Origin of the sequence: Liquorilactobacillus sp. (genome assembly GCF_047719775.1) — a bacterium.
GTDB lineage: Bacteria > Bacillota > Bacilli > Lactobacillales > Lactobacillaceae > Liquorilactobacillus.
This window is the reverse complement of the sequence record NZ_JBDNTS010000004.1, coordinates 117429-137146: the sequence shown is the minus strand read 5'-3', so window position 1 is coordinate 137146 and position 19718 is coordinate 117429. Positions and strand designations below refer to the sequence as shown.

General features: G+C 35.6%; 18 protein-coding genes. 4 read left to right on the top strand and 14 right to left on the bottom strand.

Annotation, left to right across the window (positions count from 1 at the left end):
- Positions 1 to 2: 2 nt before the first annotated feature.
- The 6 genes from yfmH to ABF682_RS03455 all read right to left on the bottom strand — a co-directional run bounded on the left by yfmH (position 3) and on the right by ABF682_RS03455 (position 7211).
- Entirely contained in the window at positions 3 to 1301 is a 1299-nt protein-coding gene (gene yfmH / locus ABF682_RS03480; protein ID WP_289978017.1) for an EF-P 5-aminopentanol modification-associated protein YfmH, read from the bottom strand.
- The gene (gene yfmF / locus ABF682_RS03475) at positions 1288 to 2559 is read right to left on the bottom strand and encodes an EF-P 5-aminopentanol modification-associated protein YfmF (protein WP_415619017.1); all 1272 of its coding nucleotides are present in this window, start codon (positions 2557 to 2559) and stop codon (positions 1288 to 1290) included. Before yfmF ends, yfmH begins: the two co-directional genes overlap by 14 nt.
- A gap of 182 nt (positions 2560 to 2741) precedes the next feature.
- Complete coding sequence (locus ABF682_RS03470; protein ID WP_415619016.1) at positions 2742 to 5066, bottom strand: DNA translocase FtsK; 2325 nt, start codon at positions 5064 to 5066, stop codon at positions 2742 to 2744.
- A gap of 58 nt (positions 5067 to 5124) precedes the next feature.
- Positions 5125 to 5637, bottom strand: a complete 513-nt coding sequence (locus ABF682_RS03465; protein ID WP_289978006.1) for a tRNA (cytidine(34)-2'-O)-methyltransferase — start codon at positions 5635 to 5637, stop codon at positions 5125 to 5127.
- 203 nt (positions 5638 to 5840) lie between these two features.
- A complete protein-coding gene (locus ABF682_RS03460) occupies positions 5841 to 6698 on the bottom strand; it encodes a methyltransferase domain-containing protein (RefSeq protein ID WP_415619015.1) in 858 nt (285 codons plus the stop codon).
- Positions 6699 to 6713: 15 nt separating this feature from the next.
- Positions 6714 to 7211 (bottom strand): YbaK/EbsC family protein, encoded by a 498-nt coding sequence (locus tag ABF682_RS03455; RefSeq protein WP_289978003.1) that lies wholly within the window; start codon positions 7209 to 7211, stop codon positions 6714 to 6716.
- Positions 7212 to 7424: 213 nt separating this feature from the next.
- On the opposite strand from ABF682_RS03455, the gene ABF682_RS03450 reads away from it, so the two are divergent.
- Positions 7425 to 8402 (top strand): GMP reductase, encoded by a 978-nt coding sequence (locus ABF682_RS03450; RefSeq protein WP_289978000.1) that lies wholly within the window; start codon positions 7425 to 7427, stop codon positions 8400 to 8402.
- 185 nt (positions 8403 to 8587) lie between these two features.
- Here the strand turns inward: ABF682_RS03450 and ABF682_RS03445 are convergent, their stop codons facing one another.
- Positions 8588 to 8965 (bottom strand): PTS glucitol/sorbitol transporter subunit IIA, encoded by a 378-nt coding sequence (locus tag ABF682_RS03445; protein WP_415619014.1) that lies wholly within the window; start codon positions 8963 to 8965, stop codon positions 8588 to 8590.
- Positions 8966 to 9089: 124 nt separating this feature from the next.
- On the opposite strand from ABF682_RS03445, the gene ABF682_RS03440 reads away from it, so the two are divergent.
- Positions 9090 to 10121: a lactonase family protein gene (locus tag ABF682_RS03440; protein ID WP_415619013.1), complete on the top strand. Its 1032-nt coding sequence runs from the start codon at positions 9090 to 9092 to the stop codon at positions 10119 to 10121.
- 261 nt (positions 10122 to 10382) lie between these two features.
- On the opposite strand, the gene mgtE is transcribed toward ABF682_RS03440, so the two are convergent.
- Entirely contained in the window at positions 10383 to 11750 is a 1368-nt protein-coding gene (mgtE, locus tag ABF682_RS03435) for a magnesium transporter (protein ID WP_289977980.1), read from the bottom strand.
- A gap of 135 nt (positions 11751 to 11885) precedes the next feature.
- Positions 11886 to 13037: an RNA-guided endonuclease TnpB family protein gene (locus ABF682_RS03430; protein WP_415619012.1), complete on the bottom strand. Its 1152-nt coding sequence runs from the start codon at positions 13035 to 13037 to the stop codon at positions 11886 to 11888.
- Between the two features lie 142 nt (positions 13038 to 13179).
- Here ABF682_RS03430 and ABF682_RS03425 point away from each other — a divergent pair, with 142 nt between their 5' ends.
- Positions 13180 to 13338, top strand: a complete 159-nt coding sequence (locus ABF682_RS03425) for a hypothetical protein (protein WP_415619031.1) — start codon at positions 13180 to 13182, stop codon at positions 13336 to 13338.
- Here the strand turns inward: ABF682_RS03425 and ABF682_RS03420 are convergent.
- The 3 genes from ABF682_RS03420 to ABF682_RS03410 all read right to left on the bottom strand — a co-directional run bounded on the left by ABF682_RS03420 (position 13335) and on the right by ABF682_RS03410 (position 15781).
- The gene (locus ABF682_RS03420) at positions 13335 to 14258 is read right to left on the bottom strand and encodes an RluA family pseudouridine synthase (RefSeq protein WP_415619011.1); all 924 of its coding nucleotides are present in this window, start codon (positions 14256 to 14258) and stop codon (positions 13335 to 13337) included. The two genes, ABF682_RS03425 and ABF682_RS03420, sit on opposite strands and share 4 nt — an antisense overlap.
- The gene (locus tag ABF682_RS03415) at positions 14248 to 15054 is read right to left on the bottom strand and encodes an NAD kinase (RefSeq protein ID WP_289977978.1); all 807 of its coding nucleotides are present in this window, start codon (positions 15052 to 15054) and stop codon (positions 14248 to 14250) included. The genes ABF682_RS03420 and ABF682_RS03415 overlap by 11 nt, the downstream gene beginning before the upstream one ends.
- 91 nt (positions 15055 to 15145) lie before the next feature.
- Complete coding sequence (locus ABF682_RS03410; RefSeq protein ID WP_289977974.1) at positions 15146 to 15781, bottom strand: GTP pyrophosphokinase family protein; 636 nt, start codon at positions 15779 to 15781, stop codon at positions 15146 to 15148.
- 214 nt (positions 15782 to 15995) lie between these two features.
- Here ABF682_RS03410 and ABF682_RS03405 point away from each other — a divergent pair, with 214 nt between their 5' ends.
- A complete protein-coding gene (locus tag ABF682_RS03405) occupies positions 15996 to 16619 on the top strand; it encodes a DsbA family protein (RefSeq protein ID WP_415619030.1) in 624 nt (207 codons plus the stop codon).
- 152 nt (positions 16620 to 16771) lie between these two features.
- Here the strand turns inward: ABF682_RS03405 and pepF are convergent, their stop codons facing one another.
- Entirely contained in the window at positions 16772 to 18583 is a 1812-nt protein-coding gene (gene pepF / locus ABF682_RS03400) for an oligoendopeptidase F (protein ID WP_415619010.1), read from the bottom strand.
- Between the two features lie 84 nt (positions 18584 to 18667).
- Complete coding sequence (locus ABF682_RS03395; RefSeq protein WP_415619009.1) at positions 18668 to 19675, bottom strand: competence protein CoiA; 1008 nt, start codon at positions 19673 to 19675, stop codon at positions 18668 to 18670.
- Between the last annotated feature and the right edge of the window lie 43 nt (positions 19676 to 19718).

The following is a 19718-nucleotide window of genomic DNA, read 5'->3' as shown; positions in this document are numbered from 1 at the left end:
AATCAAACATCTTCTTTCGGTAAGACTTGGTACACACTCACACTGTTAGGCTCAATGAATTCGTTGATTGCTTGCACTACATCAACTAATCTCAATTCTTCCAAAATCTTGACCGCATCAAAACTCATTGCGCCATCAAATAACTTTCCTTCATATCGATTTGCAATTCCCTCAAGCGAATTCATTGACTGGATTTGTCTGCCGATAAATTCTTTCTTAGCTAACATAAATTCTGTTGTCTGCTTGCTAATTATTTCATTTGCAGTCTTTAACAAATCAATAATTCTTTTGGTAAGTTCCTCTGCATTGCTAGTTTCACCACTGACAACACAAAAATGATATCCTCGACCAACTGAAATATCATAATCAAAGCTATCATCAATTAAGCCTTCATCATATAAGTTACTATAAGCTTCTGCTGATTCACCCATTAACAAGTACATTCCCAGATTTAAAGCAATTTTATATTTTAATCCCTTTTTACCAGCAGGCAATTCAGTATCCCCCCGAATTCCAACTGCCACTTTAGGCCGACTTGTATCAACTTCAAGCATTCGGTAAGGAATTATATCATATTTCTCATTTATCATTGACTTACTGTGTATTATTCGAGGAACAACAGGAAATTCTTTTTTACTTTGATTCTCCTTGATCCAGCTGATCACTTCATCTGGGTCAACCGCACCTACCACAAACAAGTCCATGTTACTGGGTTGATAAAAAGCCTGATAGCACTCATACAAGTCTTTTGTAGAGATATTTTTAATTGATTCCACGGTTCCTGCAATGTCTTTACTTAATGGACTGTTTGGATATAAATTCTCAACTATTCCACTGTATAATCGCCAGTTATAGTCATCATCATACATCATGATTTCTTGGGCAATTATCCCCTTTTCTTTCTCGACCGAATCATTCGTAAAATAGGGAGACTGTACAAAATCAAGCAGTGTTTCAATACATTTTCTAACATTTTCAACTGTTGAAAAAAGATAACTTGTCTTTGTATAAGAGGTAAATGCATTTGAATCCGCACCTAACTGTCCAAATAATTCAAAAGCATCATAGTCAGCTTTCTCAAATAATTTATGTTCCAAAAAATGAGCAACTCCATCTGGTCTGTTTGTAATCTTATTATCATTCAAAGATATAAATGTAGAATCAACTGAACCATAATTTACAGTAAAGCTGGCATATGTCTTATGAAATCCCACTTTTGGGACTATGTTGACTGTTAATCCGTTGGCTAATACCTCTTGGTATACTTTTTCATCAAAGTCAGGATAATCAATTATTTTCATTCTTTACTTCTCCATCTAAAAAGCTAATTGCTTCTAAATGTACCATCTTAGCAATCTCGGCGATATCTGCAACCGTCACACTTTCTATTCTTTTAATCCACTCATTTTCTTGGAGTTCTTTATTCAATAAGCCATTAAACAATGCTCGACTAAGCAAAACACCTTGATGATCCAACTGACTTAGATAGCTGTTAATCAAAGACCTCTTTGCAGTCTCGATTTCTTTTCCTGTAACATGACCCTTTTTTAATTCTTCTAGTTGTTGGTTGACAATCTGTAAAACCTGATTTTTATTTTGCGCTTCAATCCCTGTTTTGACTGCCAGAAATCCGCGAAAACTGTCATATGAGCTACTTGCATAATATGCCAAACTAGCTTTCTCACGAACATTAACAAATAATTTTGAAAGCGGCTGACCCCCGAATAAATCATTAAAAACCAAAACGGCATAATACTTATTTTCTTGAAAATATACAGGTAACGAGTATCCGAGATTTAATTTAGCCTGACTGATTTCAAGATGATGAATTCGTTCTTTAACTTGATTTTGTGGTGGCTGCGTATAAAATAACGAAACTTTTTTGGGCTGCCTATCAGAAAAATTGAAATTGGAAACCAATGTCTTTGCCTTCTCCACTGTAATATCTCCAGAAATAATTATCTCGACTTGATCATTGTTAATACACTCAAGATAATACTTATAAAGTTCTTCATTTGTAATCTTATTCAGGCTTTCAATGTCTCCAAATGAAGGACATGCTTGTCCGTCATCCTTAAAAAAAATATTGTTCAATTCAAGTGTGGCAAATAATTGTCTGTCATCCTTGGCTGAGCTAATATAATCAGCTAACACTTGCCGTTGTCGGTTAAAAGTTTTTGAATCAAAGTGTTTACCTGCTAACAGCGGTTTAAAAATAATTTCTTTCAAAAAATCGATTCCCTGCTCTAGTAATTGATCAGCAGTACCTAAGAAACGTTCATTGACGCATTCCAAGTTAAAGCTTAACGCATGAATATTTCCCTTTCTCTCCGTAGAAACACCAAACCCTGCACCATACATACGTGCAAGTTCTTCTGATAATATCTTCTGGCTAGGATATTTCTGACTGCTATTTTCCAAAATACTAGCCAGCAACAAGTGTTTAGTTAGTGCTTCCGACTTCAATGGAGCTATCAAATCCACTGCTATTCTAGTTGTTTTAAATTGTTTGGTGGAAATTAACGACAAACTAACTCCTGAATTCAAGCTTATGTGCACTTATTATTCCTCCCTCAATATTCATAAAACTAATAATAAGCGAAAAAAATATAAAAAACAATCTGATTTGGGATATCCACTATACCGAAAGAATTGGGACAAAAGTTATATTTTGACCCAACCTCCCGCTTTATTTTGCGTAAACGTGTTCCATAAGTCAGAATTTCCCTTCTAATAACTTATTATTCCTCTGTGGTTACATCCTTATCTTTTTGTACAAATACTTTACGCGGTTTACTGCCCTCAGATGGACCTATCATCCCATGAGCTTCCAACTCATCTACAATTCTTGCAGCACGGTTATAGCCAATTCTAAATCTACGTTGCAGCATTGAAATACTGCATGATTGTTCTCTCGCAATCACCTTAACTACCTCATCAAATAATTCATCCTCTGCATCATCAGCCTGGTCTTGCTGTGTTTCTTCATCAGAAACAATTAACGACTCGTCATACTCTGCAGACTGTTGTTCTTTTACAAAATCGACTATATTTGTAACATCTTGGTCCGAGATAAACGCCCCTTGGACCCTGATTGGCTTATTAAGTCCCATTGGAAGGAATAGCATATCTCCTCGGCCAAGCAATTTTTCCGCTCCGTTGGAATCAATAATTGTTCGTGAATCAGTTCCACTTGAGACCGCAAATGCCATTCTTGAAGGAACATTTGCTTTGATCAGCCCAGTAATAACATCCACTGAGGGTCGCTGAGTTGCCAAAATCATGTGAATCCCAGCGGCACGCGCCATTTGTGCTAATCTGATAATTGCATCTTCAACTTCATTTGAAGCTACCATCATCAAATCGGATAATTCATCAACCACAATTATGATATAGGGTAACAACTGCTCAGCCGTCTTCATCTCTTTATTTTGCCGTTCGATCATCTCATTATATCCGGCAATATTTCTCTGACCTGTATTTGCAAAGAGCTCATAGCGTCGTTCCATTTCTTCAACCAACTTATTTAAAGCTTTCGCAGCTTTCTTGGGATTTGTCACTACTGGAGTCAGTAAATGCGGAATTCCGTTATAAACACCCAGCTCGACTTTTTTTGGATCGACCAGCATCAACTTAACTAAATGAGGTGGGCAATTCATCAATAAGCTCGTAATAATTCCATTGATTGCGACTGACTTACCACTACCGGTAGAACCGGCAATTAGCAGGTGCGGCATTTTCCCCAAATCAGCAGTAACAAGATTGCCAGCAATATCACGTCCCAATGGAACTTCAAGTAACTTGGAATGCTGCCTTTTTTGTTCTTCAACTATACTTCTGAATGAGACAGTTGAGACTTTCTGATTAGGTACCTCGATTCCTATCAACGATTTGCCAGGAATTGGTGCTTCAATTCTTATATCCTTAGCTGCCAGCGCCAATGCCAAATCATCTGTTAACCCAACAACTTTACTTACCTTCACACCAATTGCAGGGTGCAACTCATATTTAGTAACGGAGGGACCTAGGATTGCCTTTTTTATTTCAACATCAACTCCAAAGCTTTTAAATGTTTCTTTAAGAACCTTCGTATTATGCTCAATTTTTTTATATTCATCGCTTTGATCTTCTGCAGCCACTTCCTGTAACAATTCTGTACTTGGCAACTTATAGTCAGGATTTATTGAATTCCCAGTAATAAGCGCTTCTCTATTGTCGTTATCCTCGTCTTTGGCTGTCTCATCAGCCTTATCTCTCGTTTCATTTCTTTCTGTATTCCAGCTGTTAGTCTTAACAAACTCTGTTTCAGAAACATGTTCCTGTTCCTTTATCTGCTCGTGTTCAGTATTCTCTTCAACAATTACTTGCTTTTGCTGTGCAAGTTTTTTTTGCTTCTTTATAATTTTTTGCTCATGCGATTCCCTATGGTGTTCCCTTATCTTGATATATCCACTTTTTATAGTTTTAAATAATTTTCTCAATACAGTACCGCAGCCCTTTATAAAATAGTTAACCGCTACCCCAATTACCTGTAAAACCTTGGCAAATGACACTTCAAAAAAAATACACAAACTAAATACAGCAAAAATTGAACTGAATATGTAGGTTCCTACTTGGGAAAGCAAAAAATAAGCTGGGGTATATAAAAATGCACCTAGCATTCCACCGCCGATACTTGTTCCGATATCACCAGCCACCAAATCACTTTGAAGATACTGCCAAGTAATATTAATAAAATGAGAATGCAAATCTAGCTTGCCAAACAACATTGCATGTAAGACTAGCAGCAAGGACAATATAAGGCCACTTAACCCTAGAATCCAATTTTTCCTTAACTTGGGTTCATCTCCAACAACCAAGAGATATGCTCCAAGTACTACGAGCACAGCTAATCCAATTACTGCTACATCTCCTAGAAAAATACGAAAAAGATTCAGACACAATATCCCTAAAAATCCCAATTTAAAAATTCCAAATATACCAAAAAAAATGAAAAATCCGCCACAAATTCTATTAGACTCCTTTTTCTTGGCCTTGATACTTGGCTTTCTTTTTCTCTGTGCCACCTTTTTCACCTCGATATATCTCTGATTCAATTTTATCATAACAAATGTCAGATATAGCCTACTTTAATTTATCATTCTCATACAGATGTGTCTGTTCTAGTGCTGGAAAATTCTGCTGTCTTAAAGCTTCAAAAATTACGATTGCTGCACTATTGGACAAGTTCAGGGCCCTAATATTTTTATCATTTTGCGGAATGCGAATACATTTTTCCATATTTGCCCGCATAAATGGTTCAGGCAGCCCAGTCGTTTCTTTTCCTAGCAAGAAGTAGTGATTCTTACTTGTACTAGAATAATCTGCTTGTACGTATGACTTAGTTGCAAATTTTGAAACTAAATATAATTCATCATCCACACCTAATGAATCCATAAATGCTGGTAGATTTTTGTGATAAGTGATCTTAACTTTATCCCAGTAGTCAAGCCCTGCTCTTTTAAGATATTTATCGTCAGTTGAAAACCCAAGGGGTTCAATTAGATGTAGTTCCGTATTTGTACCTGCACATGTTCGGGCAATATTACCTGTATTTGCTGGCATCAATGGTTCAAATAAAACAATATGATTTGTCATTAGACAGCTCTCCATTCAAAAAATTTACAACAAAAAAAGCGTAACTATTCGGTGTGGGCACGGCGAACAGCTACGTTAAATGAAGTACAATTATGTAATGACTAACGATAAAATCGATAATCACTAAAAACCGATTTCTTGCAATTATATTACCATGCCCTTATTAAGTTTTCAAGGTTTTCTTACAAAAAAATTAATTTTTATTAGCTTTTAATAAATAAAACTGAAACATCAATAGTTATCTGACTCAATCCGTTACTCAAAACCTGGTTCAACCTCTCAGAATCAGCCCCCCAATGAAGCGGGGTCATGTACACAAGGTATTCGAATAGGGCGGGTGTTAATTCGAAAGTATATTTGAGTTGCTCAATCCTTACAGTAGGATATTTTTCCCGAAATAATTCCAATACATCCTGATTATTATAGGAACAATTCTTATTATCTTGGTCGTAAAGCAGGTGTCTCAATTCAATTAAATAATTACTATTTGGGATAATTTTAATTAATGAACCGCCATGAGCAAGTACACGATTGAATTCGCTATATGCTGAAGGCGAAAACATATCAATAATAATATCAAATGCACCTTTTTTAAAGGGAAGCTGAGCTAGGTCGGCTATACAATAAAATACGTCAGTTTCTCGTCTTGCCGCTAAATTTATTGCTCTTTTCGAAATATCAAAACCAATCATCACGTCCTTGCTACTTTGCCGCTTTCTTTCAATATATGAAAGTGTTGATCCTTCACCACATCCGACATCTAAAATGCGCTGCTTTTCTTTGCTACCAATAAGCGAAGTTATTCTTTCGGCAATCGGCTCAAAAAAGCCAGCTGCTTGAATTTTTGCCCGTGAATTCCACATCCGATCATCGTCATAGTCACTTGTTATTTGATGTGTTAAGAAGTACAAAGTCCCTTTCTTTGAAAAATCAAAACTATGACCATTTTCACAGATTACACTATAACATTGAGTATCTGTAAAACTTGCCCTACAAATTGGGCACACAAACATATCTATATTCTGTGCAACAAAAGATAATTTTTTTTCGATTTTTTTCAATTATATCTTCCTCTACTATTGGACTCTCAGATATTTACCTGCAACAAGTTCAATTAAATCTTTTTGCTTCAACCGGACTGAGCGGCCAACCTTACCGGCTGAAACAGATATTTCTTCATATTCTTTGATACGTTCATCAAAATAAATTGGAAAACCCTTGCGAATATTTATGCCAATTGGTGTATTAGCCCCATGAACATATCCTGTAATATTAATTAGCTTCTTATTGTCTGCAAGATGCACCTGCTTTTTGTTCAACTGATTGGCAATTAACTTCAATTCAATTTCAAATTCCAATGGCAGACAAACCACAAGATAATCATTTTGACTATCACTCCCCTGCAAAACAATTGTTTTCAGAATACTTTTTGATGATACTCCTGCAGCTTCAGCCTCACTTAATGCGTCTGCACCTTTTTCTAACCAATTGAAAGAAGCTTCCTGATATTGTACATGATGCTGATCAAGGATTCTTTCATCATTTGTTTTCTTAATTTTCTCTTTTTTTGCCATTTCATTTACTCTCCTCAATGTAATTCATCTTACCAATTATAACCCGCAACGAGAATTTAGTCATTTGCTCAAGCAGAACACGAATATTTATCATACTTTGCATGTTATTAATTTGACTTTTATCACATAATGCTGTAACTTACAATGTGTTTGTCGTTTTGATAAACATAATCACCGAATTATGTGTTCAATAAAGAATGAGAGGTTTTAAAAATGTCTGTATTCGATTACGAAGATATTCAATTAGTGCCCAACAAGTGTATCGTTAAAAGTCGCTCTGAAATTGACACTACTGTTAAGTTTGGACCAATGACTTTTAAAATTCCTGTAGTCCCGGCAAATATGCAAACAATAATTGACGAACCACTTGCTATTTGGCTAGCTCAAAATGGTTATTTTTACATCATGCACCGATTTGAGGAAAATGAAAGAGTTGCCTTTGTACAAATGATGCATTCTAAAGGACTCTTTGCATCAATCTCAGTTGGCGTAAAGTCAAATGAATACAAATTAATAGATGAACTAACCGCGCTTAGACCTGTTCCAGAATACATCACCATCGATGTTGCTCATGGTCATTCTGACACAGTCATTGAAATGATTAAGTATATTAAAAAAAAGCTGCCGGGAACTTTCGTAATAGCCGGCAATGTTGGCACTCCAGAGGGTGTTCGTGAACTTGAAAATGCTGGTGCCGATGCAACAAAAGTTGGAATTGGTCCTGGTAAAGTTTGCATTACAAAACTCAAAACCGGTTTTGGCACTGGCGGTTGGCAACTAGCAGCTGTCCGTCTCTGTGGAAAAGCTGCTAGTAAACCAATCATTGCCGATGGCGGAATTCGTCATAATGGTGACATTGCAAAGTCAATTCGTTTTGGGGCTTCAATGTGTATGATTGGTTCCTTATTCGCGGGGCATCAAGAAAGTCCTGGTGAAGTTATTGAACAAAACGGTGAAAAGTTCAAGACATATTTTGGTTCAGCATCACAATACCAAAAAGGACAATACAAGAATGTTGAAGGGAAAAAAGTATTGGTCCCTTACCGTGGGCCTATTGCTGATACCCTGCGTGAGATGCATGAAGATTTACAATCCTCAATCTCTTATGCAGGTGGAAGAGAACTGAATTCATTAAGGAAAGTTGATTATGTTATCGTGAAGAACTCAATCTTTAATGGAGATAATATCTAATAACTACTTTTGAAATAGCACCTCAGCAAAAAGGGAACCGGTCAAAATTCAACTTTTGACGGGTCCCTTATTTATTACGAATAAACGTGTTTCACAAGTCAAAATTCACTGTTTAACTTCACATTACTCACAGTAAAACACTTATTTATGATTTTTAATCAGTCTGCACATTTGTCAACCGTTGTTTAGTAATACTTAATGACACTTCCAACTGCAACACTTGGTAATGTATATGGTTCTAAATAAATTCCACTATGCTGCGGCTCTTCAGGTACCGCTTTAAAGAATAAAGTAGCATGGCCAATCATCTCCATATTACTTTGAACCAATTCTCCGATATGCTTTATTTCATAAACTTGGCCATCAATACTAATTTTTTTTAAATTCTTGAGCTCTCTTTTTTTACTGTTTGAATCTACAAAGTGTTGTACTACGGATACACGTCTTAGTTGAACTGATGCTGTTTCATCAAAAAGAATCATCAATGGATCGCCTTTCGAAATAGCTTCTGGTCCAATTTCAACAACTTTTGCTTCTAACATACTAACTGACCCCTTCTCCACTAAGTATTCAACTCTATTGCTTATTGTATCACATTGTCGTCAAACTTTACTAAGTAATTGTTACCGTTTTTACAAGATATGATATACTTATAAATTATAATAAGTATATCAAGGAGGACATACATTGACTCAAAAAATTCTATTTGGTACTTACACTAAAAAAGCTTCTAAGGGTATCTATGAAGCAATTCTCGATGAAGATGAAAAAAGAATATCTACTCCAGAATTATTTATTCAACTAGATAATCCGACTTACTTGCAAAGCAATTCTGCCGGAATAATTTTCGCTGTTGCAAAAGATAATGACTTGGGGGGAATTGCGAGTTTCTCTGGCAAAAAAATCCCAAAACTGGTGAACACACAAACAGCTGCTGGTGCACCTCCATGCTATATTGGATTAGATACAAACCGTAATCTCGTCTTTACTGCAAACTATCATAAGGGTACAATTACAGTCTACAAAGTTGATACCACTGGAAAATTAACAATTGTTAACGAAGTCAAACTGACAGGTCATGGTCCATTACCAGAACAAGATACAGCAAAAGTGCATTTTACTGATTTGACTCCGGATAAACGCTTAGTTGTTTGTGATTTAGGGTCTGACAAGGTCTATACCTATGATATTAGTAACGATGGACAATTGACCCTAGTAGCAGGCTTTGAAACAGCTCCAGGTTTTGCTCCACGTCACCTCGTTTTTCATCCAAATGGAAAATTCGCGTATTTAGTGGGTGAACTAAGCAGCCATATATCAACATTATCCTACAATAGTGAAACAGGTAAATTTGAATTACTTCAGACACTTTTAACAATTCCTGATACATTCAATCCGGCCGATAATGGAGTCGCAGCGATACGCATTTCAGCCGATGGAAAATTCGTCTATGTCTCCAACCGTGGTCATAATACAATTGCTGTGTTCGAGGTTACTTCTGCTTTCACACTCAGCCATTCCGGCTATACATCAACAGAAGGTGAGTTTCCGCGTGACTTTGCACTAGATGCTACAGAAAACTTCGTGGTTGTCACCAATCAAAATACTGACAACGCTACTCTTTTTGAACGTTCTAGCACAGATGGCGCCCTTACACTACTTCAAAAAGAGATTCCTGTTCCAGAAGGTGTCTGTGTTTCGTTTGCACGTTTCAACTAAATCTTTGCAAATATATTTTAAAAAAAGAGATTATCGAAATTTTGGAGATTAACCATTTCCAATTGGCGATGACCTCTTTTTTTATTAACAAAATCACAATTATTGTATATTTGACAGTATTTCTTTTAATATTAATTTAAAATAATTTTTGTTCATAATTTTACAGATAAAACAATTTCTCCTATGCAAGACTCTTTAAGTCTAATTAGGCGGAGAAAATACTAGTTAGTATTAATTTGCTGCCATTTCAAGATAATTCTTTCATTTTCCTACAATGAACGATAAAAAGAAACTCGCAATGTTGAAATAAATTAAAACAGAAGTTAAATCACTCAATGTTGAAATGAAAGGTCCAGAAGCAACTGCTGGATCAAACCCCATCTTATCCATCGCCATCGGAATAATACTGCCGGCTAAATTTGCTACAACAATTGCACACATCATAGCCAAACCAATCACAAAACCTAAAACAAAGTTATTTTTCCAAATTCCAACAATTAGGAAAATTGCTATTCCTGTAGTTACTCCTATTATGAGTCCTGTCAATAGTTCAGTAATAATTGTTCTAATCAGGCTTTCATCATCATCCTTAGATGCAATCTTTCTGACGGCCACGGCTAAGCTTTGTGTGCCTGCATTCCCAGCTGTCCCCGTAATAGATGAGATAAAGACTGCTAGGATACTTGCCTCACTCACCAGTTGCTCGTAATGTGATATTAATGTTGCTGTCGACATTCCTAGAAAAAGCAATGTCACAAGCCATGGTAGTCTCTTAGAGGCAGACTTAAATGGATTATTTGAACTTTCTTCGGTATCAACACCAGCAAGTCCAGAATAATCTTCGGCAGATTCTTCATCAATAACATCAATAATATCATCAACCGTAATAATTCCAATCATCTTCTCATCATAATCGGTCACTGGAATTGCCAGAAAATTATAATCACGAATTGTCTTAGCAACATCTTCTTGGTCTTCATCAACTTTTACGGACATCACCTGATCATTCATGATTTCCTCAATCAATAAGTCATCATCACTAATTAATAAATCCCGCAATGTAACTACACCAATAAGTTTGTCATCAGCATCAACTACATAGGAATAGTAAATTGTCTCTGCATCAACTGCTGCTTTTTTCAAAACATGCAGTGCAGATCTTGCGGTCTGATTGACAATAATCTTGACAAACTCTGTCGCCATAATTGCCCCAGCAGTCTTGTCTTCATAATGCAGCATTTCTTTGATTTCCGCAGCATCCTTATGTGGCAACAGTCGCAAATATTTATTCAAACTTGTACTATCTACATATGCCAAAATATCAACAGCATTATCAGTATACATCTCGGAAATTACTCCCGCTGCATACTTAGTTGACATCTCCTGAAAATATTCTGCTACGTCTTCAGGCTCTTCTTCAATTGCATTAAAGGTGTCGGCTAATTCGGTAGGAGTGAGGTAACGGTATGCCCTTGACCTTTGTTTTTCATCTAAATCAACAAAAATTAATGCCTGTTCATACACATGCAGCATTAAAAATTGTTCGCGGAACTTCGTCGCCTGTTGCTGATCGAGTAAGTCAACAATTTGATCTTTTTTATAGGAATCCCTTTTCTCTCTATCTCCCATGAATTAATCACCTCTTGCTGTTAGATTCATTATTTGTGACTTACATCGGCACTAAAGTACCGAGCTTCTAGGAACAAGCATAACTCATCTCATACATTTCAGTATTCGACAGCGGTTTACTCTATTTACTATGGTTTAGCCCAAACCAAGTTTTAATATATTTTTACTTGCATTTACATCTCTATCTAGCTGTGTATGGCATTGCGGACAAGTCCAAGCACGAATATCTAGTTCGTGTTTACCACCATCATACCCACAATTAAAGCAGAGTTGACTAGTCTTGTATGGATTAACCACACTAAGGACTTTGCCATACCATTTGCACTTATATTCCAACATTAGTCTAAGCATTCTCCAAGATTGATTAGCGATTGCTCTAGCTAGTTTGTGATTCTTAATCATATTATTAGTTTTCAAACCTTCAATCACTATTTTGTCATAGTCTTTAACTAACTTGACGGTAAGCTTATGAAGATAATCTTTCCTCTGGTTAGCTATCTTTTCACTATATTTAGCTACCATCTGTTTAGCCTTGGTATAGTTCTTAAAGTTGGCTAGTTCTCTAGGTTCAACGACTTTGTTGTGTTTATCCCAAGCTATTTCTTTTTGTGCTAATAGTCTTCTTCTAGCTAGTCGTCTTTCCCAGTAGCGTTTCTTCTTAGCAAGAATCTGATCAAACCTAATTGTCGGATATTTAACAGCATCTGATGTGCTTATTAAATCGGCTATCCCCATATCCAAACCGACAGCTTGACTTGTCTTACCAAATTGTGTTTGGCTTTCACACTCAATTAGTAAAACACAGTAGAACTTGCCTGTTGGACTTAACTGGATAGTAATTGACTTGATTTTGTCATCCGTGAACTTTCCTCTGTACTTCATAATGCCTAATTTAGGCAGCTTCAAATAATGATTATCAATCAATCTAACATTGTTATTTATACATTTAGACTTAAAACTTTGCTTTGGAAATTTTCGCGACTTAAATTTAGGATATCCCCCAAGTTTTTTAAAAAATCTTTGGAAAGCTACAGCTAGAGTTTCACAAGTGTCTTGTAGTGAGGTGCTCTCAGCTTGTTTTAACCATGAATATTCTGTTTTTAATTGTTTTACTAAAAAGTTCATTGCAAAACCATTTAAGAACTTAGAATCTTTATTGTTTTTATAACGCTTGCTTTGCATATCCAACATCTGATTCCAAACAAATCTAGTTGCCCCAAAGTTCTCAACTATTTGTTTTTGTTGTTCTAAATTAGGATATATCCGTAGTTTAAGTCCTTGATACATTCAGATTCACCTCCGTTCTTATGATTTACTCAGCATAACATATGTTAATTTAAAGTCCGATATATTTATTGCTGTTATTAAGTGATTGGAGCTATACGCATGTTACAATCGAACCAATGTTTATGACTTTAATTTTCATTTAGTGTTTGTTACTAAATACAAAAAGAGTATTTTTACCAATGAACAAGCTAGAAGTGTTATGAAAGACATCTTGTACACAATGGCAAGCAATAACAATACTGAAATTGAATATATTGAGAACCAATTAACAGAATACAATTCTGGTCGGTCAAGACACTAATTCATCTTACGATTAGAATCATCAGTTTTCTTAGTTACCGACTCTATAAACATTTGCATATCGGCTGTAATTTTGCTTGTAATTGTCAGTTCTTTATTTAGAAAGGGGTGAAAAAAAGTCACCTGCTGACAATGCAGTGCTTGTCTTTGTAACGGAAGCTTATTAACTCCACCATAAAGTGTATCCCCAACAAGTGGCATCCCCAAAAATGCGCTATGAACTCTAATTTGATGTGTCCTTCCTGTATGTAATTGAACCTTGCAAAGAACATATCTTTGCAATTCAGCTTCTTTCCAATATTCAGTACTTGCATCTTTTCCTTTTTCTACAACCATTCTCTTCACTAGCGAACCTGGCATCCTGCCAATTGGCAGGTTTATTAGCAAATGTTTGGCCGCCATACTTCCTTGTAATATCGCATAATAAATTTTTTTAATTTGATGTGTCTTTAACTGTTCATCAATCATTGCATGAGCATAACGATGTTTTGCAAACAATACAATTCCTGAAGTATCACGATCAAGTCGCGTTGCTATATGAGGTCCGATCCCCTGGTAATTCCTAATCTGATAGTATCCCAGCACGCGCGCAACTAGTGAATCTTCCCTGTGCAGTGCCGAAGGGATAGATGCAACACCAGCTGGTTTATCCACAACTAAATAGTCGCGATCTTCATACAAGATACTAATTGGTACAAATGAAGGCACAAGAAAAGAACTGATTTTTTCGAATGGCAAGTTGATTGCTAGCAAATCTCCATTTACCATCTTATCAATTTTTCTGCCCTCATTACCATTTATGAGTAATTTGCCACCATCAGAACGAACTGCAGCCAATAATCGCCGAGATACTCGCTTTTGTTTTAAAAATGTTTTTACTCTTATTGGCTGATTCCCATCATAATGCCAACTAATTTGCATACTCTGCTCCGATAAATGCATCTTGCACCCTTTGCCAAAATTGCATATGCCGATATTTAGCAAAATGTATACTTTTATTTGAAATTTTAAATCTAATCTGTTCAATTCTCCTGCCATGAAAACTATCCTGATCAACCGTCAGAATATAATCACATTCACTCGTAGGAACCAAGGTCACCCAATCGTTTGGTGCAATGATCATTGGTGAGCTTAAAGTTCGAAAAACTCTATTATTAATAGAACTTATCTCAGTCATCTGTAAGACTTTTAAGTTGGGATGAATCACAGCCCCACCCAATGACTTATTATAGGCGGTTGATCCAGTTGGGGTAGAAATGCAGAGACCGTCACCTCTGAACTTCTCAAATAGATCGCCACCCACAAAAACATCGGTTACCATAGTTGCACTGTTTCGCTTCAGTGTTGCCTCATTCAATGCTAAAAGATTAACTGGTCTTTGATCATCCTCATACTTAATTCTAATATCCAGCAAAGGATAGCTCACTGATTGCCCATTGTCCGATTGCAAGCTAATAACCAAGTCATCGATTTCATCATCGCGCCAATCTGTATAGAATCCCAAATGACCAGTGTGTACCGCAACAAATCGCACTGTATCCAAGATATTTTCATATTTATGAAAGGCTGCCAACAAAGTCCCATCACCACCAACAGTCACCACAATATTCGGATTCTTTTCATCCATAACAAAGTGTGTGTCCTCAAATTTTTTTTGCAGTTTTTGAGTTACTTCTACCGATTGACGCCCATCATTTGTAAAAATCGCGATTTTCATAGCCGACCTCTTCTAAATTCGTTCTTAATTTAATCACTAAGACATATTATCCCACGAGTATAGTATAAAAGAAAATATTTTACAATTGGGTTTATTCTCTTGTATCATTACCTCTTCGATATGAGAACTCTTGCTGTGCATCTTTTATTTCTTCTCGAATCGCTGACATTTCCTGATCTAACTGAAAAGCTGCCTCAGCGGCTCTCTTTAACCTAACCTCTAATTCAGCAGGAAATTGCCCATTATACTTGTAGTTCAAGGAATGTTCAATTGTGGCCCAAAAATTCATTGCAAGCGTTCTAATCTGAATCTCAGCCAACACAATCTTCTGCCCTTCTAACAATTGAATCGGATACTTTATAATTAGGTGATATGAACGATACCCGCTTTCTTTTTCATTTGCAATATAGTCTCTTTCTTCAATCACACTTAAATCGTTTCGTTTTCTAATTAGCTTCACTAATTGATAAATATCATCAACAAATTGGCACATAATCCTAATGCCCGCAATATCTTCCATTTCATTTTCCAAATTTGCTTCAAGAATGTTGCGTCGCTGCATTTTTTCAACAATACTGTCTATCGGCTTTACTCGTGCAGTTACAAATTCGATTGGAACATGTTGCTGCGATAATCTAAATTGTTCGCGCAACGCTGTGAATTTCGCCTTTAACTCAGAAGTCGTTTGTTTATAAGGTAATAAAAAATCTGTCCAATCTTCTTTCAAAATAATCCCCTCTAATCTAGATTAAATTATCTCCCCCAGTTTAACATATCTCCCTTGTAAACGTAATAATTGTAAGTAAAACTGAATTCTTGATTATTTCCAATTAAAAACAAGCACAATCATTGAATTTTTTTTTTTTTTTGTTAAAGTATAGATAGCGTTTAGTCATAGGAAAGATTATGTATGTTTATATGGGGGAAAAATTGTGTTAGAAATGTATTTATTTATTAATCCGGTTGGAAGAAAGTCTTACCAATCAGAGAAAAATATTATAAAACTCGTAAATAATCTTGATACTGATATTCGTTTTAGGTTCATTCCTTTCTTAAATCTCAATACAGTTACCAATGTATTAAGTGAACATAACTTACCTCTAAATAATCTTGATATCAGGAATAGAGCCTTCAATAATATCTACCAGGCTTCTCTTGACTATAAAGCTGCTCTTTTTCAAGGTAAGAAGCATGGACGTAGCTTCCTTTTGAATCTTCAAAATGAAGTCTTCAATGGTAATAGGGAATACTCGGATGAAGTGGTTCACGATATTATCACTTCTATTGGTATTGATAGTGAAATGTTTGAGAGCGACCGCCATTCCAAATTTACAATTGAATCGTTCAAGCGTGATCAACAAATGGCTGCCGAGATGAATGTCACTACCCATTCAACAATGGTATTGTATAATCTTGCTAACATTGATTTTGGTGTCTCTCTAACAGATTGTTCCTCTTATGATACCTTTAGAAATCTATGTTTGGGTAAGTTAAATGATGAAATCATGTTATGCAAGAACAACAAGGTACACAAGGGTTCAGTTACTTCACTCCACACGATTTAGAAATTATACTGTATTTAAATAAAGTTCGAAGTCAAACAGATAATTTAAACTAATCTATCTATAAAGCGCGAGGCTGGTGCAAAAGTAAACTTTTGAACCAGCCTCTCGCTTTATTACAAGTAACCGTGTTTTATAAGTCAAAATTCACCGTTTCACTTTTTCAACTCTGCCAAAACCTCTTCAAGTTCGTTCAAACGTTTTTCAAACATCACAAAGGCATTGTCTAAATAATCAGGTTTTGTCATGTCGACCCCCGCTTGCTTAATGACATCAATCGGTAATGCAGAACTGCCAGCTTTCAAGAATTCAAGATAGCTTTCAGGTCCTTCTTTTGTAATCTTACTTGCAAGGGTACTTGCTGCTGCAAATCCTGTAGCATATTGATACACATAAAAATTGTAATAAAAATGTGGAATTCTCGCCCACTCCAAAGCAATTTCTGAATCATTAGTAATTGCAGACCCGTAATAATGTTTATTTAAATCAGCATATTTATTATTGAGTTCTTGTGAAGTTAAGGGTAATCCAGACTGATCTTGATCATGGAGCCATCTTTCGAATTCAGCAAATTGAGTTTGACGATATACTGTTCCCTTAAATCCGTCTAAGTAGTGATTTAATATATAGGCTTTAAACTGCAAATCATCACTATGATCAAGTAAATATTGTGTCAAAATATTCTCATTAGTTGTTGAGGCAATTTCCGCGACAAAAATTGAATAATCGCTGTAATGATATGGTTGATTATGGTTACTTAAATATGAATGCATACTATGACCCATCTCATGTACAAGCGTGAAGAGACTTTCCAAGTTATCCTGCCAATTAAGCAAAATGTATGGTGGTGTATCAAACATTCCAGACGAATATGCTCCACTACGTTTACCAGTATTCTCAAAAACATCAATCCAGCGACTCGCAAATGCTTTTTTAACCGTCTGAACATAGCCATCCCCAAAGATACTTAATGCAGCCAATGCTATCTTTTTTGAATTTTCATAATTATACTTTTCCGCAGGTAATTTTGTAATCGGCGCATACAAATCATACATATGAACTGAATCCAATTGTAATAGTTCTTTTCTAACTTTTACGTAACGGTACAACAAATCTAGATGCTGATTCACCCGCTCAACCAATGTATCGTAAACAGAAACAGGAATGTCGTTAGCTCCTAATGCAGCCGAAATTGCATCTGGATAATTTCTGACGTTTGCTTGGAAATTATGTGTGTGTACATGAGCAGCAAGTGAAGTTGCAAATGTATTTTCGAATTGTTTATAGGTCTTGTACAATCCTTGAAACGCATCTTTTCTAACTTTACGGTTACTGGATTCCAATAATTTTCCATATAATCCATGCGACAATTCAACCTGATTTCCTTTTTCATCTGTGACAATTGGGAATTTAAGATCAGCATTATTCAATATTCCAAAGATATTTTCTGGTGTTGCAAAAATATCGGATGCTCCCGCCAGCAGTTTCTCTTCTCTTTCCGATAATAAATGCTCTTTCTTTACCATAATTTCGCTTATATACTGCTTGTATCCTGCCAATTCTTGATCATTTTTGTAATACTCATCCAATTTTACTTTACCCAATGTCAACAGTTCTGGTTCAAACCAAGAAAAAGCTGCAGCAACTTTAGCATAGAGTTGTTGTACTTGTGAAAATAAGCCCTGATTTTTCTTGTCATTCGTATCCTGATCACTCAGCATGCTTGCATATACATACGTTTTGACCGTTCTTCTTTCAACCGCAAAACGAGTTTGCAATGCTTCTTTAAAAGCAGCACTACCATCAGCAAGTGTTCCCTGTAATTTACCAATTTCTTTAATTTTTACTTGTATCTCATTAATATCTTTAGAAAATTCATCTTCATTTTGATATACTTTTTTTAAATCCCACTTCAATTCTTCAGGTACTTCATTTCTGCTTTTTAATTTAGAAATTTCATTTGTCATGCTACATTCCTCCCCACCATTATTTATTAATGAAATCATAGTTAGAGCTGGAATACAATACTACAAAAAAAGATACATTAATAGTTAGATTTCCTGACTATCAACAAACCTATTCATCCCTTTTACTTGTAAATCAATTAGTCTATTTATATCTAACAATGGTACTTCGAACAAATAATTTTTATGTTCCAAAATCATTTTCTGAGATAAAATATTGTCGCTAAAATTATTAAATTTCTTCATAAATATAAGATCGCTTTTCCAATATAATTCTTTGGTGGCATAGATAGGTGGTGAATATCTGCTAGCAAATAATAAATTTTTGAGTTTTTCAAGCTCTTGTCTCTGTAAATAACATCTAATCTGCAAACTTCTGAACTCTCCTTTGCTTCTTAAAATATCTAATTTAAAGGCATTAAATTGCGTTATTCGTTCATTTTTTGAGATTTTACAAAACTCAAAAATATCCTTCTTATTAAAAAAGTTTTTAAGAGCTATTACATTACCAAATTCAATTATTTTGTATCTCAATGGTAAGTAATCTGTTTGCTGAATGTTATAAATCACTCTGAATCGCTGTCTATTCGCTAAATAATAAATCAAATAATACCCCCGTACTCTGTTCCATTTGAGAAATTTTGCAACTTGTTGTGTCATCTTTTTCTTTAAGAGATATTTTTGTCCCAATATCCACAGAAATTTGAGATTTGCTTTCCTGTACCCAACGCTACGTGCTTTCATTTTTGAGGTTGCCAATGGCGCACATTGAAATTCAATTATACTTTTTTGGAAGTCCTTTTGAATTACAATATCCGGCCGCTGCTTGAGCTTTGGTAGATAACTCTCCATCTCCGAGATATATCCTGCCTTTTCGAAAAACTTTGCAAGTGTTGTTTTTCCCTGCAGATGTTCTGGAGTTTCACCCTCAGAAAAACCACCGCATTCATTTTTCCGATGTGCAAAATGGCTTCTTTTTAATGTCCCCTTTCTTGTAGAAAGTTCTGCATGACAAGATGGGCAAAAATATTTTTCATTATTTGCCGCATTGCTAGCCCAAACCCATCTCCCACTACCGTCTAATGCTTTTAACAAAAAAACACCCCCAGCAGTTAAATACGCACTAACCACTAAGAGT

Excerpts from the sequence above, each read along its gene's own strand:
- ABF682_RS03455 (WP_289978003.1), bottom strand. The coding sequence starts at position 7,211 with ATGGCAAAAAAAGAGAAAATTAAGAAAACAAATGATGAAAGAATCCTT.
- ABF682_RS03450 (WP_289978000.1), top strand. The coding sequence starts at position 7,425 with ATGTCTGTATTCGATTACGAAGATATTCAATTAGTGCCCAACAAGTGT.
- ABF682_RS03405 (WP_415619030.1), top strand. The coding sequence starts at position 15,996 with ATGTATTTATTTATTAATCCGGTTGGAAGAAAGTCTTACCAATCAGAG.
- ABF682_RS03420 (WP_415619011.1), bottom strand. The coding sequence starts at position 14,258 with ATGCAAATTAGTTGGCATTATGATGGGAATCAGCCAATAAGAGTAAAA.
- ABF682_RS03430 (WP_415619012.1), bottom strand. The coding sequence starts at position 13,037 with ATGTATCAAGGACTTAAACTACGGATATATCCTAATTTAGAACAACAA.
- ABF682_RS03465 (WP_289978006.1), bottom strand. The coding sequence starts at position 5,637 with ATGACAAATCATATTGTTTTATTTGAACCATTGATGCCAGCAAATACA.
- mgtE (WP_289977980.1), bottom strand. The coding sequence starts at position 11,750 with ATGGGAGATAGAGAGAAAAGGGATTCCTATAAAAAAGATCAAATTGTT.
- yfmH (WP_289978017.1), bottom strand. The coding sequence starts at position 1,301 with ATGAAAATAATTGATTATCCTGACTTTGATGAAAAAGTATACCAAGAG.
- pepF (WP_415619010.1), bottom strand. The coding sequence starts at position 18,583 with ATGACAAATGAAATTTCTAAATTAAAAAGCAGAAATGAAGTACCTGAA.
- ABF682_RS03415 (WP_289977978.1), bottom strand. The coding sequence starts at position 15,054 with ATGAAAATCGCGATTTTTACAAATGATGGGCGTCAATCGGTAGAAGTA.